Here is a 16,163-nt window from a genome sequence, read left to right on the forward strand (position 1 = left end):
GGTTACTCGGAGGCCTGCTCGCGAAGCTTCCGGAAGAACATCCTTACGTCGCCGACCAGCGACTCCGGCTGCTCCATCCCGGGGAAGTGGCCGCCCCGGTCGTACGTCGTCCACTGCACGATGTTGTTGGTCCGGTCCGCGATGTGCCGCAGCGGGATGAAGTTGTCCCGGGGGAAGTCCGCCAGCGCGGTCGGCGTCGCCGACGGATCGGGCGGGCCGCCCCAGTAGTCGGCGTGCGCCCGCTCGTAGTAGATGCGCGCCGAGGACCCGGCGGTGCCCGTCAGCCAGTACAGCATCACGTTCGTGAGCAGCTGGTCGCGGTCGACGGCGTCCTCCGGGCGGTCCCGGGAGTCGGTCCACTCCTTGAACTTCTCCGCGATCCACGCCAGCTGGCCCACCGGCGAGTCGGTCAGGCCGTACGCCAGCGTCTGCGGGCGGGTGGACTGGATGTCGGCGTAGCCCTGACGGTCCCGCATCCATGCGCGGTTGCGTTCCCAGGAGGCCAGCGTGCGGGCGCGCTCGTCCGGACTCAGGGCCGCCAGCTCCTCGGCGGAGGGCTCCTGCGTCGGGGCCGAGGCCGGCAGCAGGTTCAGATGTACGCCGATGACCCTGTCCGGCCGGATGCGGCCCAGCTCACGGTTGATGCCCGCGCCCCAGTCGCCGCCCTGGACCCCGTACCGCTCGTAGCCGAGCCGTTCCATCAGCCGGGCGAACGCGGCAGCCACGCGCTGGAACTCCCAGCCCGTCTCCGTGGTCGGCCCTGACAGCCCGAACCCGGGGATGCTCGGCAGCACCAGGTGGAACGCGTCGGCCGGGTCGCCGCCATGCGCCCGCGGATCGGTGAGCGGGCCGACGACCTCGGTGAATTCGACGATCGAGCTCGGCCAGCCGTGCGCCATCAGCAGCGGCGTCGCGTCCGGTTCGGGGGAGCGGATGTGGGCGAAGTGGAGGTTGGCCCCGTCGACCGTGGTCGTGAACTGCGGCCACGCGTTCAGCTTCGCTTCCGCCGCCCGCCAGTCGTACTCGTGCCGCCAGTAGTGCGCGAGCTCCTTGAGGTAGTCGCGCGGGATGCCGTACGCCCAGCCCACGCCGGGCAGCTCGTCCGGCCAGCGGGTGCGGTCGAGCCGCTCGTGGAGGTCGTCCACCTGGGCCTGGGGAATGTCGATACGGAACGGATGAATGCCCTCGTCAGCGAGTGTCGTCATGGGTGCGCACGCTACGGCGTACGTGTGCCTCCGGCAGGTGCTTTATGGGCTGCCCGTTCTGTGGCCTGTCCGGCGGATCTTTCTGTTGCCCTTTTCCTGGTGCTGAGCGGGGGGCTGCCCCTGGCTGTGCTGTGCGGACTGCGGGTGCGTATGCGCTTGCCGCGCAGTTCCCCACGCCCCTTTGGGGCGCCCCGGCGCCGGGCACGCGTCGGGCCCGAAGTGCGCGGTCCCTCCGGCGGCGTGGCCGGAAGCACGTCTTACCGAACGGGCGTACCCCGGCCACAATGAGCCCGTCAGCCACCGGCCCCGACTCCCCAGGAGGCGCTATGCGCGCCGCTCGCGCCGTACGTGCCGTCCTCGGCCTGCTGCTGCCCCTGATGGTGACGGCCGCCATGGGGGCTCAGGCGACAGCCGCGCCCGCCCCCGCCCCCGCTTCCGCCGTAACGGCGATCCGCGGGGGCGACGCCCTCTACAGCAGCGCTGGTTCACGCTGCGCCGTCGGCTTCAACGCGACGGACGGCAACGCCTTCTACGCACTCATGCCGGGCCTCTGCGGCAGCGCGGGCACGCAGTGGTTCGCGGACGCCCAGCGGCAGGTTCCCGTGGGGGAGACGGTCACCTCGCACTTCCCCGGCGGGAACTACTCGGTCATCCGGTACACCGACCCGGATCTGGAGTACCCCAGCGAAGTCACCACGAGCACCGGCCCGTCCCGCGTCGAGCGGGCCATCGCGCCCGCCCCCGGGATGCGGATCTGCCGCTCGGGTCCGGGCAGCGGCTGGCGCTGCGGCGCGATCCAGCAGGTCAACGTGTCCGTCCAGTACCCCGAGGGCGTCGTCAACGGCCTCTTCCGGGCGAACGTGTGCGCGGAGCCCGGCGACATCGGCGGGCCGGCGGTGTCCGGCGACGCCGCCGTCGGCGTCCTCGTCTCCGCCACGGGCAACTGCGCGACGGGCGGCACGACTTACTACCAGCCCGTGGTGGGGCCCCTGTCCGAAACGGGGCTCAGGGTCGGCTACTAGACGGCCGATTCCGAGGCGGGCGCCTTCTTGTGGATCACCGTGCGGACCACATCGGCGGTGGGTCAGCCCACGCCGATGGGGTTGATGAAGGTGCCGGGACGGGTGGCGCCGGTCTGGTCCAGGACGGCGCCGCCGTAGGGCCACTTGAGGGTGACGTGGGTGGTCTCGTTGGGCGGGGTGATCAGGACCTTGCTCGGCAGGAACGGCTTGGTGTCCTTGAGGTCCCTGGGGACCGGCAGGATGGTCATGTCGACCATGGCGGTGTCGTCGCCGGGCTTCAGGGTGATGGTGCTCGGTGTGATCGCGGCGCGGCGCAGGTCCCAGGTTTCGCCGGACTCGCTGATCAGGCGGACGCCCGGGAAGCCGCGCAGGGTGCAGGTGCGGTCACCGCTGTTCGTCAGCCGGATCGAGGCGGACTGCTGGTTCTGGGCGTCCATGTCCGGGCGGCCACCGTGCGGGCCGCCCCAGCTGAAGTCCAGTTCGCCGGTGTGGCAGCGCTTGCTGGTGGTGGCCGAGGCGGAGGTGCTGTTGATGGCGTCGGTGCGTGAGCCCTTCTCGGCGGTCTTCTTCGCTTTGGCCACCTTGGCATCGCCCGTGCCCTGCTTGCCGGACGCGGAGTCCTTCGCCGCGGAGTGTGCGCCGGCCTTGGAAGAGGACTCCCCGGAGGAGGAGTTGCACGCGGTGGCGCCCGCGCCGACCGCGATGACGGCCAGCACGGCGGCGGTGCAGCGAACGGCGCGGTTGAGCTTGGTGTTCATGGTTCCTCTTTTCCGGCGTCGGGCCTTCGTCCGGCGCTCCCCGTATCCAGTGCAGCGTTACGAGAGGTGAGATGTGCTCCCGGCGGGGGAAGTTCACGGGACCAGGGGGAAAGATTGTCCGGAACCTGTAACGGCCACCCACTCCGTCGCCGCAGCTCGACCGGCCGCCCCACCGCTCAGCCCCGCTGCCTGGCCCCGCCGCCCGACCACCTGCCGCCACCGCTCCGTCTGAGTGAACCGCGCTGCCGGAACTCGCGTTGTGACGGTCGGTGTCACTGCCAGACGAACGGGGCCAGGGGTTGAAGATCAGTACACCGGCCACGGCCGACACCGGCTCCGCCGCGGAGGCCGAGGCGGGGCGCGGCAACGGCCGCCCCTCACCTCCGTCGGTATGGCGGCAAGGGCTGCGCTGGTCACGCCGGCTGCTCGCCGTGCTGGTCAGCGTCTGCGCCCTGCTGGGCACGGTGCGGCTGGCCGTACCCGCCACCACGGGCACGGAGGGCGAACCGCCCGGGGTCCTGCGGCAGCTGACGTTCCTGCGTGAGGAGCTGGACGACGGGGCCGGCGAATCCGCGCAGCAGATGTTCCCCGAGGGCTACTTCTTCCTGCACGCGCTCTACGGTCTGAGCTGGGTCGAGACCGGAATGCGCAAGCCGGTCGGCGAGCGGTCGACGGCGCTGCGAGAGGCACGGTGGGCGCTGGGGCGGCTGGACTCTCCGTCCGGCCGCGCCCCGTTCAGCCGGGGCCTCACCCCGCCGTACGGCGTCTTCCACCGTGGCTGGAGCAACTGGCTGCGCGGCGGGGTGCTGAGCCTGCAACCGGCCGGGCACCGCGATCCGTCCGAGGTGCGCCGGTTCGCCCGTGACTCGGCCGCGCTCGGTGCGGCTTTCGACGCCTCCAAGTCGCCGTACTTGGAGGCGTATCCCGGTCAGGCGTGGCCGGTCGACTCGACCGTGGCGATGGCGTCGCTGCGGCTGCACGACACCCTGCTGCCCGACCGGTTCGCCGAAACCGTCCGGCGGTGGCTGCGGGAGGTGCACCGACGGCTCGACCCGCGCACCGGACTGCTCCCGCACCGGGCCGCGCCGGACACCGGCGACCCGATCGAGGTGGCCAGGGGCTCCTCGCAGAGCCTCATCCAGCGTTTTCTGGTCGACATCGACCCGGTCTTCGCCGGTGAGCAATACCTGCGTTTCCGGGACCGGTACATCGCCTCACCTCTCGGCCTCGGGCCGGCCGTGCGGGAGTACCCCGACGGCATGGACGGCCCGGGCGACGTCGACTCCGGTCCGCTCCCGCTCGGTGTGAGCATGCCGGCGAGCGTGGTCACCATCGGCGCGGCCCAGATCCACGGCGACGCCCCGCTCGCCGGCGCGCTGGCCAACGTCAGCGAACTGGCCGGCCTGCCGATCGACACCCCCTGGACCAAGCGGTACGCCCTTGGTCTGGCCCCGATCGGTGACGCGTTCCTGGTCTGGTCGAAGACCGCACGGCCGTGGGTGGTGAAGGCGCCGCACCCGCCACCGGCGCAGCTCCCGGCGTGGTGGCGCATCCCGCTGCTGTCGCTCCTGGCCGTGCTCGGCGCCGCGCCATGGCTGCCCGCGCTGGTGCGCCGCTACCGACGCGGGACCTTGCCGGGGTGGGGGAAGTCGTCGGGCCGGACCGGCGGGTCGCCTGACGCCGACTACGCGCGCAGCCCGCGCAGGACGAGCGCGAGGACGCCGCGGAAGGCCTCGTCGATACCGGGGGAGGACCACTCGGCCATGTAACGGGGATCGTGGAAGCGGGCGGTGGTGTCGAGGACGGCGCGGGCCGTCGTCGTCGTGTCCACGGAGGGTGGCGCGAAGGCGCCCGCTTCGATGCCGTCGTCGATGATGTGCGCGAGCTGCGCGATCAGTCCCTCGACGTACGCGTTGACGACCGTACTGGCCTCGCCCGCCAACGTCACGTAGGTGGCGAACAGTTCGGGGTCGTCGCCCGCCTTGTGCTTCTTCGCGGTGAACAGGCTCGCCAGCCAGTTCTCCAGCCGCTCCTCGGGCGGCGCCGCGGAGGCGACGACGCCTTCCAGCTTCGCGCTGGTGCGATCCAGCCACCGCTTGGTGACCGCGTCACGCAGCGCCGCCTTGGTGCGGAAGTGGCGGTAGACGCTGCCGTGGCTGACCCCGAGCGCGCGGGCGACGTCCACCACGGTGGCCTTCGCCGGGCCGTAGCGGCGCAGCACCTCCTCGGTGGCTTCGAGGACGCGTTCGGGGGTCAGCGCTTCGGGGGGCATGGGTCCCTTACTTCTTCTTCTCGCTGTCGAGGCCGGCCATCTGGGCCGCCGGGTAGCGGTCGCCCGCCGCGGCGTCCGGCGGGACGGCCCGCTCGATGGCGGCGAGGTCGCCGGCATCGAGCGTAACGTCCAGGGCCCCGAGCGACTCCGCGAGGTGGTGGCGGGAGCGGGCCCCGAACAGGGGGACGATGTCCGCGCCCTGGGCCAGGACCCAGGCGATGGCGGTCTGCGCCGTGGTGGCGCCCTTCGCCTCGGCGACCTTGCTCAGGGCGTCGGTGAGGTCGAGATTGCGCTGGAGGTTCTCCCCCGTGAAGCGCGGGCTCATGGCGCGGAAGTCGTTCGTGGACAGCTGCCGGTCGCGGGACCAGTGGTCGCTGAGCAGGCCGCGCGAGAGGACGCCGTAGGCGGTGACGCCGATGCCCAGTTCGCGCGCCGTCGGCAGGATCTCCTCCTCGATGCCGCGCGAGAGCAGCGAGTACTCGATCTGGAGGTCGCTGACCGGGGTGACGGAGGCGGCCCGGCGCAGGGTGTCGGCGCCGGCCTCGGACAGCCCCACGTGCCGTACGTGTCCGGCCTCGATCAGCTCGGCGACGGCGCCGACGGTCTCCTCGATCGGCACGTCCGGGTCGACGCGGGCGATGCGGTAGACGTCGATGTGGTCGACGCCGAGCCGCTGAAGGCTGTACGCGGCGAAGTTCTTCACGGCGGCCGGGCGGCCGTCATGGCCGACCCAGCCGCCGTCCGGATCCCGCAGGGCGCCGAACTTCACGCTGGTCAGGGCCTTTTCACGGGCAGCGGCCGGGGCCGAGCGCAGGGCCTCGCCGACCAGCATCTCGTTGTGGCCCATGGCGTAGAAGTCGCCCGTGTCCAACAGGGTGATGCCCGCGTCCAGCGCCTCGTGGACGGTCGCGATCGACTCGGCGCGATCGCTGTCGCCGTACATCGGGGACATGCTCATGCAGCCGAGGCCGAGAGCGGAGGTGCGGGGGCCGGTGGTGCCGAGGGTGCGGGTCTGCATGAGGGGTTTCTCCTCGGGGTGGGGGCGTGGAGTGTCGGGGCGTTACGGGGTCCAGAGTGCATGACAGCTGACAGATGCGCAAATCTGTCAGCTGTCATCTGATTGCTGTTATCCGTTAGGTGTCGGACACGATCTGTCACCCGTCACCCGTCACCCGTCACCCGTCACCCGTCACCCGTCACCCGTCACCCGTCACCCGTCACCCGTCAATGACCCAGCGCCCTCGGCAGCCGCATCCCCTGCACCACCAGCGTCGCCAGCCCCACCACCTGCACGAGCAGCACGATCGTCAGCGCTTCCCGCATCCCCAGGTGCGGTATCAGCGCCAGGAACAGCGAGCCCAGCGTGGCCACGCCCAGCGCCAGCCCCGACTGCTGGGCGGTCGCCGCCAGCCCGCTGCCCGCGCCCGCACGCGCTGCGGGCACGGCGGAGAGAATGACGCGGAAGTATGTGGGCAGCTGGAGCCCGCTGCCTACGCCGCACAGCAGCAGCCCCGGCGCGAGCGCGAGCGGCGCCAGCCCTGTCCAGCCCTGCCAGAGGGTGGCCATGACGGTCGCCAGGCCGGCCGTCTGCGCCACGGCGCTCAACGCCAGTACGCTTCCGGCGCCGAGCCGGTCGGTGAGCCGGGGCGCGAGGACGGAGGCGGCGAACTGCGCCACGCCCATCGGCACCAGCGTGAGCCCGGCCGCCAACGGGCCGTAGTGCAGGCCCTGTTGCAGTGTGAGGGCGATCTCGAACATCCAGCTGCTGAAGCCCAGGAAGATCGGAGCGCCGGCCAGCAGCCCCCGCCGCACCCCGGGCTCTCGCAGCAGCGAGGGCGGCAACAGCGGGTCGCCTCCCGCCCGCTCCACGCGCCGCTCGACGGCGAAGAAGCCGTAGCCGAGGAAGGGCGCCGCGACCAGCAGTACGACGGACCACAGCGGCCACCCCGCGGCCCGCCCCTCGGTGAGGGGCAGCAGGAGCGCGGCCAGCGCCGAGGCCAGCAGTACGGTGCCCGCGAGGTCGCCGCGCGCGGGGGACTCCGAGCGGCTGTCCGGCACCGTGCGCAGCCCGAGCAGCAGGGCGAGCAGCACGACGGGCACGTTGATCAGGAAGATCGCCCGCCAGCCGCTGCCCCCGACATCGGCGGCGACGAGCACCCCGCCCAGCACCTGTCCCGTCACGATCGAGATGCCGCCGACGGAGCCGAACAGGCCGATGGCGCGGGTGCGTGCGCGCCCCTCCGTCGTCGCGTGGATCGTGGCCAGGACCTGCGGAAACATCATGGCCGACGCTGCGCCCTGGGCCATCCGCGCCCCGATGAGCCACCACGCGCCGGGGGCCAGCCCGCAGGCGAGCGAGGTGACTCCGAAGGCGACCACGCCCCACAGGAACATCCGGCGGCGCCCGAAGGTGTCCCCGAGGCGTCCGCCGAGGACCAGCAGCGCCGCGTACGCGACGGCGTAGCTGGCGACGACCATCTCCAGGGCTGCGGGGGAGGCGCCGAGATCGCGTTCGATGCTGGGGAAGGCGACGTTGACGACAAAGAAGTCGATCATGGGCAGGGCCGCACCGAGCAGCACGGTGAACAGCCCGAGGGGCCGCAGCGCCGTACCCGTGGTGCTCGCGCTCGCGCCCGTGGTGCCGCTGCCGTCGCCGGTGGTGCCGGTGTTGGTGGCGAGGTCTTGACTCATGGAATGAGCCTCAACCAGTTGTCAGCCTGGTACCAGACGCTCCTCATCCTGGTATCCGGACTACCTGGCAACAGGATGAACCATCCCGCATCCTGGTTCCATGAGCGCGAGCACGATCCGGGCCGCCGGGTCAGGGGCACCTCTCGACGTGGGGCCGGAGACGCCCGGGGCCACCCCCGGCCCCGCCCCCGTCACCACAACGGCCGCCGACCGGATCCGGCGGGGCGAGCTGGCGGCCTTCCTGCGCAGCAGGCGCGAGCGGATCACCCCGGAGCAGGCCGGCCTTCCGCGCGGCCCGCGCCGCCGCACTCCGGGGCTGCGCCGCGAGGAGGTCGCGCACCTCTCGGCGGTCGGCGTGACCTGGTACACGTGGCTCGAACAGGCCCGCGACATCCAGGTGTCGGCGCAGGTGCTGGACGCGCTCTCGCGGGCACTGATGCTGGACTCCAGCGAGCGGGCCCACCTGTTCGCGCTCGGCGGCATCGCCGACCCGATGCCCACCGGCGAGACCACGGTGCTGCCGCCGGGCGTCCGTCAGATGCTCTCCCAGCTGGAGCCGTTCCCCGCCTGCGTCCAGAACGCGCGCTACGACATCGTGGCCTACAACCGCGTCTACGGCGGCCTCCTGGGCGACCTCGACGCCCACGCGCCCGAGGACCGCAACTGCATGTGGCTGGCCTTCACCGATCCCGACTGGAGCGCGGCGATGCCCGACCGCGAGGAGACGGTCCGGCTGATGGCGGCCCGCTTCCGCTCCCGGATGGCCGAGCATCTCGCGGAGCCCGCATGGAAGGCGCTGCTCAAGCGGATGGAGCGGTCCTCGGCCGAGTTCCGGGAGCTGTGGGGACGGCACGAGGTGGCCCGCGCCGTCGACCAGACCAAGCGCTTCTTGAACGCCAGGGTCGGCATGCTGCGCTTCACGTATCACGGCCTGTGGCTCAGCCCCGCCGAGGGAGCGCGGATGGGCGTCTACGTCCCGCTCGACGAGGAGACCCAGGCGCGGGTGGAGCGCCTCCACGCCCTCCTCGCCCAGGAGAAGCCGGAGGAGTGACGGAACGCCCCATTCGCAAGCCCCATCCGTACGCCCGTCCGGTACGCCCCGTCCGTACGCCCCCGAGGGGCGGCCCGTGGATGGGAGACAATGGGTGTCCGCCCCCGCGCGGGGCCCCGCGAGGGGCCGCGCCCACCAGCCCGTACCCGTACGACCCGCGAGGATCCCCGTCCCATGACCCAGCCGCTGCACATCGGACCGCACACCGTCCAGCCGCCCGTGGTGCTGGCACCGATGGCCGGGATCACCAATGCGCCGTTCCGGACGCTGTGCCGGGAGTTCTCCGGCGGCCAGGGGCTCTTCGTCAGCGAGATGATCACCACGCGCGCGCTGGTGGAGCGCAACGAGAAGACGATGCAGCTCGTGCACTTCGACGAGACGGAGAAGCCGCGCTCCATCCAGCTGTACGGCGTTGATCCGGTCACCGTCGGAAAGGCGGTCCGGATGATCGCCGACGAGGACATGGCCGACCACATCGACCTCAACTTCGGCTGCCCCGTCCCCAAGGTGACCCGCAAGGGCGGCGGCTCCGCGCTGCCCTACAAGCGCCCCCTGCTGCGCGGCATCCTGCACGAGGCCGTGAGCAACGCCGGCGGCCTGCCGGTGACCATGAAGATGCGCAAGGGCATCGACGACGACCACCTCACCTACCTCGACGCCGGGCGCATCGCCGTCGAGGAGGGCGTCACCGCCATCGCGCTGCACGGCCGCACCGCGGCCCAGCACTACGGCGGCACCGCGGACTGGGAGGCCATCGCACGCCTGAAGGAGGCCGTGCCCGAGATCCCGGTGCTCGGCAACGGAGACATCTGGTCGGCCGACGACGCCGTCCGGATGATGCGCGAAACCGGCTGCGACGGTGTCGTGGTCGGCCGGGGCTGCCTCGGGCGGCCCTGGCTGTTCGGCGACCTGGTGGCCGCGCTCTCCGGCGAGGACCGGGGCGCGGACGCCTACGCGCGCCCCTTCTTGCGCGAGGTCGCCGACGTCATGGTGCGCCACGCCCGCCTGCTGGGGGAGTGGCTGGGCGACGAGTCTCGTGGCGTCATCGACTTCCGCAAGCACGTCGCCTGGTACACCAAGGGCTTCTCGGTCGGCTCCGAGATGCGCAAGAGGCTGGCCGTCGCCGCCTCTCTGGAGGAGCTGCGCACCCTGCTCGACGACCTCGACCTGGAGCAGCCCTGGCCCGGCGCCGCCGCCGACGGCCCACGGGGCCGCACCAGCTCGCGCAACCGCGTCGTCCTGCCCGAGGGCTGGCTGGACGACCCGTTCGAGTGCGGCGGCGGTGTGGACGCGGAAGCCGAGCTGGACACCTCCGGCGGCTGACCCCGGCCCGCGTCCCGGCTCCGGCCCTGTCCGGCTCCGGGCCCCGGCCCGCTCCGCCGCCGGTTACGCAAGGCACGGAACCCCGTCGCCGGTTGTGCCGGACACGAGGCTCCGCCACCGGCTGTGCCGGTGGCGGCGTTCCGACTCCCTACGTCAGCACTACGGAGTTCACGAAGACGCAGATGCCGCAGCCCGCGAGCCCGAGGCCGAGCATGCTGAGGCTGGTGACCGCGACCCAGCGGCGGGCCGAGCGCAGACCGGCCCCGGCGGCGCGGGCGCTGCCCGGCCACACTCCGGAGGCCAGCGTGAACAGGGCCACCCCGAACATCGCGACGGCCACGAAGGCGAACCTGGCGCCGTCGACGTAGAGCGCCGGGGCGCCCCGGTCGAAGGAGTCCGGGCCGTGGGCGAGCGCGTCGGCCTTCTCGCCCTTGTCGTAGTCGGTGCCGGGCTCGAAGTCCGTCACCTCGTGGCGCTGCGTGCCGTCGTCGGAGAGGAACGTGCCGGAGCACTCGGTGTCCGAGCCGCCCCGCTCCTTCGCGCACCGGTCGATGGTGATCTTCCCGGGGACGCCGTCGGCCGCGGAGTGGGGGCCTCGCTCATAGCCCGCGCCGAGCAGGACGAGCCCGAAGAGCACCAACAGCACTCCCAGCACCCCGGCGCCGACGCGGCTGCCGCAGCCCTTCGACGGCCCCACGCCGGACCCGGGCCCCATGCCGGGCCCCGTCCCCGCGCCGGACCCCGCGTCTTTCGCCACGCCGCGCGTGCCCCCGGGCTCCTTGCCCGGTATACCGCTGTGGGCGGCGCCCGCTTCCTGCCGCATCGCTGTTCCCCTCCGAGGGCACCGCTTCCGGCACCTGAGCCGCTCCCGCCCGACGATCTTGTGCGCCGGGCGGGTCACAGTAGCGGACAGGTGTGCGGGACCGGTGAACGCCGGAGCGGGTGAGCGCCGGAATCGGTGAACGCCGGCAACCGGTGACCCCTCAGTGCGCCGCCGGAAGGCGGGCCAGCAGCTCCGCCTCGCGCTCGGCGGCCATCCCCAGGGGCGGCCGGTCGGGGCGCTGCGGGGCCTGACCGCCCAGCGCGCACAGCCACTCCCAGGTGTCCGCGACGGTCTCCGCGACGGGACGGCAGCGCAGGCCCTCCGCGAGCGCCCTGGAGACATCGCCGCAGTGCAAGGTGTCGTGCAGCTCGCCCGGCGGCGTCCACACAGGCAGCTCCATCCACGGCTCGACGCCCGCGTCCACCAGGGCTTTCGGGTCCGTCCAGCGGGGCTCGGCGACCCCGCCGGTAACGCGTACGACGGCCTCCAGCAGCTCGCTCATCGTGGTGTGCCCGCGCGGGGAGACGACGTTGTAGGGCCCGCCGAGTCCCCGTCCGAGCGCGTCGAGCGTCCACAGCGCGAGGTCGCGGGCATCGATGTACTGGAGCGGCAGGTCCGCCGGCCCGGGTGCGAGCATCGGCCCGCCCCGCGCCGCGCGGCCCAGCCACCATGGCAGCCGTCCCACGTTCTCGCCGGGGCCGATCACCAGCCCGGGGCGCGGGAGCAGCGTCCGGTCGCCGAACGCGGCAAGGGCCGCGAGTTCGCCGCCGCGCTTGGCCCGCTCGTAGCCGCCGCTGTCCGTGTCGTCGGCACGGCCCTCCACCAGCGGCCCGTTCTCATCGAGACCGGGCGCCGCCGGGTAGCGGTGCACGGACCGGCTGGAGACGTACGCGAACCGCTCGGCGCGGCCCGCCAGCAGTCGTGCCGCCAGGCCGACCTCGGCGGGCGCCCCGGTCCAGGTGTCCACCACCGCGTCCCACGTCAGCCCGGCGCCCGCGCCCTCGGTGAACGCGGCGAGCCCGTCGGGCTCCGTGCGGTCGCCGTGCAGCGCTGTCACGCCGGAGGGCGCGGGGTGCCTGCCCCGGTGAAAGACCGTCACCTCATCGCCGCGCCGCAGCGCCTCCTCGAGGAAGGCCCGCCCCACGAACTCCGTTCCACCCAGTACCAATAGCCTCATGCGGCGACTCTGCCTCGCCGGCTCCCGGCGCCGCTATCGGTCTGTCCCTACCTCCAGGCGCCGGGCGTAGGTGTCGAGCTGGCGCCCCGCGAAGGTGTCGGCCTCCCAGGTGTCCGCGCGCACCTCGCCAGGGCTGATCCACAGATACGCCCACGCTTCGCCCGGACCCCCGGCCGTCCCGCCGACCGCCGTGCCACCGGATGCTTCCGCGTCACCGGATGCTTCCGCCTTACCGGATGCTTCCGTATTACCGACCGCCGCCCCACCGGCCGCCAGCGGGAGCCTGCGCAGTTCGTACTCGTCGTCCTCGAAGTCGTCCAGCACGCGCCACTCCCGGGCGTTCAGCCCGCTCAGCAGCAGGCCGGATGCCGTGTGGCCCTCGGCGCGTACGAGGCCGGGGTAGGGCCTGTTCCTGAGCGCCGCCGTGCGCCAGCCGTCCACGGTGGCGGGCGCGGCGGCCGGGACCCGGCCCAGCAGCGCGGCCAGTATCCGGCGGAAGCGGAGGGTGCCGTAGACGAAGAGGACGTCGGTGGCGGGGCGTACGGCAGCCAGGCGGGGCGGGTGTTCAGCGGCCGGGCGGGACGGATCGGTCACGCCGCGAATCTACTGCGGCTCCCCGGGGTGCCGCGCCCTCTCAGGGTGCCGCGCCCTCTCTGCGCGTACGGCCGCCCTGCCGCCTGTCCGCCCGGGGCGCCCGGCCCGCCTGTCCGCCCCGCCGCTGTCCGGATCCTGAGACAGTCGCCCGTTTGGCCGCGTGATTCGCGCCACCTTGATAGGGGGGTCGCTCAAATGAGCGCTCAATTGTGAGCTGTAGATCCCCAAGGAGCGGCCCCGCGTTTTACCGACCCTTGGTTCGGTCTCCGTAGTCAACTCTCGCTCTGAGTGCGGAAAGTGTGGAATGTCCGTGCTCAGTGTCAGCGTGGGTTCAGCTTCTGAATGGTGCCCTCAATCAGCCTAGAGGGGCCCACACTTTCGATCTCTCGGCACATGGGTGGTTACAGCCGTGTGACATGCCGCTGGACGTACTCCAAAGCCTTTGATCTGGGTACGCTCCCCGCCGTCAGGGCAACCGACCAGGAGGAGCCGAGTCCGGTGCCGGTTCACATGGAAAACGCTGAGCGAAAGTTCGTCTACGACTTCAGCGAGGGCAACAAGGACCTCAAGGACCTCCTCGGCGGGAAGGGGGCCAACCTCGCCGAGATGACCAACCTCGGGCTCCCTGTCCCTCCCGGGTTCACCATCACCACCGAGGCGTGCAAGGTCTACCTCGAATCCGGTGAGGCCCCGGTCGCCCTGCGCGACGAGGTGAGTGCGCACCTCGAAGCACTGGAGACCCGGATGGGCAAGTCCCTCGGGCAGTCCGACGACCCTCTCCTGGTGTCCGTGCGCTCCGGCGCGAAGTTCTCCATGCCGGGGATGATGGACACCGTCTTGAACATCGGACTCTCCGACGAGTCCGTGCAGGGCCTCGCCAAGCAGGCCGGCGACGAGCGGTTCGCCTGGGACTCCTACCGTCGCCTCATCCAGATGTTCGGCGACACCGTCCTGGGCATCGACGGCGAGCTGTTCGCAGAGGCGCTGGATGAGACCAAGCGGGCCAAGGGCGCCGCCACCGACGTCGACCTGTGTGCCGACGATCTGCGGATGCTGGTCGAGCAGTTCAAGAACATCGTGCGCGGCGAGACGGGGCGGGACTTCCCGCAGGACCCGCGCGAGCAGATGGACCTGGCCGTCCGCGCGGTTTTCGACTCGTGGAACGGCGAGCGCGCCAAGCTCTACCGTCGCCAGGAGCGCATCCCGCACGACCTGGGCACCGCCGTCAACATCTGCTCGATGGTCTTCGGCAACCTCGGCCCCGACTCGGGCACCGGCGTCGCCTTCACCCGCGACCCGGCCAGCGGCCAGCAGGGCGTCTACGGCGACTACCTCCAAAACGCCCAGGGCGAGGACGTCGTCGCCGGTATCCGTAACACGGTGCCGCTCGCCGACCTCGAAGCGCTCGACAAGGCGTCCTACGGCCAGCTCTTGCAGATCATGGAGACCCTGGAGACGCACTACAGGGACCTGTGCGACATCGAGTTCACCATCGAGCGCGGCAAGCTGTGGATGCTCCAGACCCGCGTCGGCAAGCGCACGGCCGCCGCCGCCTTCCGCATCGCCACCCAGCTCGTGGACCAGGGCCTCATCGACGAGGCCGAGGCCCTCCAGCGGGTGAACGGGGCCCAGCTCGCCCAGCTGATGTTCCCCCGCTTCGACGGGAACGACGCGGTGGCGGGCGTCCAGCGCATCGGGTGGGGCATCGCCGCCTCGCCCGGCGCCGCCGTCGGCAAGGCCGTCTTCGACTCCTACACCGCCATCAAGTGGTCCCGCTCCGGCGAGAAAGTCATCCTCATCCGGCGCGAGACCAACCCCGACGACCTGGACGGCATGCTCGCCGCCGAAGGCATCCTCACCTCGCGCGGCGGCAAGACCTCGCACGCCGCCGTCGTCGCCCGCGGCATGGGCAAGACCTGTGTGTGCGGCGCCGAGGAGCTGGAGGTCGACACCAAGCGCCGCCGCCTGAGCGCGCCCGGCGGGGTGGTCGTCGAGGAGGGCGACACCGTCTCCATCGACGGCTCCAGCGGAAAGGTCTACCTCGGCGAGGTGCCGGTCGTACCCTCGCCGGTCGTCGAGTACTTCGAGGGCCGCACCCACGCCGGCGCCGACGACGCCGACGAGCTGGTCAAGGCCGTGCACCGCGTCATGGCCTACGCCGACCGGATGCGGCGGCTGCGCGTACGGGCCAACGCGGACAACGCCGAGGACGCCGCCCGCGCCCGCCGCTTCGGCGCCCAGGGCATCGGACTGTGCCGCACCGAGCACATGTTCCTCGGCGAGCGGCGCGAGCTGGTCGAGCGGCTCATCCTCGCCGACGCGGAAGTGGAGCGGAAGGAGGCGCTGGAGGCGCTTCTCCCGCTCCAGAAGGGCGACTTCGTCGAGCTGTTCGAGGCCATGGACGGGCTGCCGGTGACCGTACGGCTGCTGGACCCGCCGCTGCACGAGTTCCTGCCGGACATCACCGAGCTGTCCGTACGCGTGGCGCTGGCCGAATCGCGCAGGGACGCCAACGAGAACGACCTGCGGCTCCTCCAGGCCGTCCACCGGCTGCACGAGCAGAACCCCATGCTGGGCCTGCGCGGCGTCCGCCTCGGACTCGTCATCCCCGGGCTGTTCACCATGCAGGTACGGGCCATCGCCGAGGCGGCGGCCGACCGGCTGGCGGCCAAGGGCGACCCGCGCGCGGAGATCATGATCCCGCTCGTGGGCACCGTCCAGGAGCTGGAACTCGTGCGCGAGGAGGCCGAAGTGGTCATCGCGGCGGTCGAGAAGGAGTACGGCGTCGAGCTGAAGCTGAGCCTCGGCACGATGATCGAGCTGCCGCGCGCCGCGCTGACGGCCGGACAGATCGCCGAGTGCGCCGACTTCTTCTCCTTCGGCACCAACGACCTGACCCAGACCGTGTGGGGCTTCTCCCGTGACGACGTGGAGGCCAGCTTCTTCACCGCCTACCTGGAGAAGGGCATCTTCGGAGTGTCGCCCTTCGAGACCATCGACAAGGACGGCGTAGGCGCCCTCGTCCGCGACGCGGCGGCGGCCGGCCGGGCCACCCGGCCCGACCTGAAGCTCGGCGTGTGCGGCGAGCACGGCGGCGACCCGGAGTCGGTGCACTTCTTCCACGAGGCCGGGCTCGACTACGTCTCCTGCTCCCCCTTCCGCATCCCGGTGGCCCGCCTGGAGGCGGGACGTGCCGCGGCCTCCTCGGAGGGCGGCAGCTGACCTGACCGGCACCGCACCCGGCTGA

Annotated in this window: 13 protein-coding genes; 5 read left to right on the forward strand and 8 right to left on the reverse strand. The window is 72.1% G+C overall.

Annotated elements, in window-relative coordinates; genetic code table 11:
- Nucleotides 1-2: 2 nt before the first annotated feature.
- Entirely contained in the window at nucleotides 3-1,205 is a 1,203-nt protein-coding gene (locus tag OHB04_RS28425) for an epoxide hydrolase family protein (RefSeq protein ID WP_326690485.1), read from the reverse strand.
- 326 nt (nucleotides 1,206-1,531) lie between these two features.
- Between OHB04_RS28425 and OHB04_RS28430 the strand changes: the two genes are divergently transcribed.
- Nucleotides 1,532-2,227, forward strand: a complete 696-nt coding sequence (locus OHB04_RS28430; protein WP_326808587.1) for a S1 family peptidase — start codon at nucleotides 1,532-1,534, stop codon at nucleotides 2,225-2,227.
- A gap of 62 nt (nucleotides 2,228-2,289) precedes the next feature.
- Here OHB04_RS28430 and OHB04_RS28435 read toward each other — a convergent pair whose 3' ends face one another.
- Nucleotides 2,290-2,985: a DUF4232 domain-containing protein gene (locus tag OHB04_RS28435; protein ID WP_326808588.1), complete on the reverse strand. Its 696-nt coding sequence runs from the start codon at nucleotides 2,983-2,985 to the stop codon at nucleotides 2,290-2,292.
- 299 nt (nucleotides 2,986-3,284) lie between these two features.
- Between OHB04_RS28435 and OHB04_RS28440 the strand changes: the two genes are divergently transcribed.
- On the forward strand, nucleotides 3,285-4,754 hold the full coding sequence (locus OHB04_RS28440; protein ID WP_326690488.1) for a hypothetical protein: 1,470 nt from the start codon (nucleotides 3,285-3,287) through the stop codon (nucleotides 4,752-4,754).
- On the opposite strand, the gene OHB04_RS28445 is transcribed toward OHB04_RS28440, so the two are convergent.
- The 3 genes from OHB04_RS28445 to OHB04_RS28455 all read right to left on the reverse strand — a co-directional run bounded on the left by OHB04_RS28445 (nucleotide 4,670) and on the right by OHB04_RS28455 (nucleotide 7,948).
- Complete coding sequence (locus tag OHB04_RS28445; RefSeq protein WP_326690489.1) at nucleotides 4,670-5,257, reverse strand: TetR/AcrR family transcriptional regulator; 588 nt, start codon at nucleotides 5,255-5,257, stop codon at nucleotides 4,670-4,672. The two genes, OHB04_RS28440 and OHB04_RS28445, sit on opposite strands and share 85 nt — an antisense overlap.
- Before the next feature lie 7 nt (nucleotides 5,258-5,264).
- Nucleotides 5,265-6,275: an aldo/keto reductase gene (locus OHB04_RS28450; protein WP_326690490.1), complete on the reverse strand. Its 1,011-nt coding sequence runs from the start codon at nucleotides 6,273-6,275 to the stop codon at nucleotides 5,265-5,267.
- 206 nt (nucleotides 6,276-6,481) lie between these two features.
- Nucleotides 6,482-7,948 (reverse strand): MFS transporter, encoded by a 1,467-nt coding sequence (locus OHB04_RS28455; protein ID WP_326808589.1) that lies wholly within the window; start codon nucleotides 7,946-7,948, stop codon nucleotides 6,482-6,484.
- A gap of 100 nt (nucleotides 7,949-8,048) precedes the next feature.
- Here OHB04_RS28455 and OHB04_RS28460 point away from each other — a divergent pair, with 100 nt between their 5' ends.
- On the forward strand, nucleotides 8,049-8,999 hold the full coding sequence (locus OHB04_RS28460) for a helix-turn-helix transcriptional regulator (protein ID WP_326690492.1): 951 nt from the start codon (nucleotides 8,049-8,051) through the stop codon (nucleotides 8,997-8,999).
- Between the two features lie 174 nt (nucleotides 9,000-9,173).
- Entirely contained in the window at nucleotides 9,174-10,322 is a 1,149-nt protein-coding gene (gene dusB, locus OHB04_RS28465; protein ID WP_326690493.1) for a tRNA dihydrouridine synthase DusB, read from the forward strand.
- A gap of 148 nt (nucleotides 10,323-10,470) precedes the next feature.
- On the opposite strand, the gene OHB04_RS28470 is transcribed toward dusB, so the two are convergent.
- The 3 genes from OHB04_RS28470 to OHB04_RS28480 form a co-directional block, all read right to left on the reverse strand.
- Nucleotides 10,471-11,145, reverse strand: coding sequence for a hypothetical protein (locus tag OHB04_RS28470; protein WP_326690494.1), 675 nt, complete (start codon nucleotides 11,143-11,145; stop codon nucleotides 10,471-10,473).
- A 160-nt stretch (nucleotides 11,146-11,305) separates the two neighbouring features.
- On the reverse strand, nucleotides 11,306-12,322 hold the full coding sequence (locus OHB04_RS28475) for an NAD-dependent epimerase/dehydratase family protein (protein ID WP_326808590.1): 1,017 nt from the start codon (nucleotides 12,320-12,322) through the stop codon (nucleotides 11,306-11,308).
- 33 nt (nucleotides 12,323-12,355) lie between these two features.
- Nucleotides 12,356-12,916, reverse strand: a complete 561-nt coding sequence (locus OHB04_RS28480) for a gamma-glutamylcyclotransferase family protein (RefSeq protein WP_326690496.1) — start codon at nucleotides 12,914-12,916, stop codon at nucleotides 12,356-12,358.
- 510 nt (nucleotides 12,917-13,426) lie between these two features.
- Between OHB04_RS28480 and ppdK the strand changes: the two genes are divergently transcribed.
- Nucleotides 13,427-16,138: a pyruvate, phosphate dikinase gene (ppdK, locus tag OHB04_RS28485; RefSeq protein WP_326690497.1), complete on the forward strand. Its 2,712-nt coding sequence runs from the start codon at nucleotides 13,427-13,429 to the stop codon at nucleotides 16,136-16,138.
- Nucleotides 16,139-16,163 lie beyond the last annotated feature (25 nt).

Origin of the sequence: Streptomyces sp. NBC_01775, assembly GCF_035917675.1 — a bacterium.
Lineage (GTDB): Bacteria > Actinomycetota > Actinomycetes > Streptomycetales > Streptomycetaceae > Streptomyces.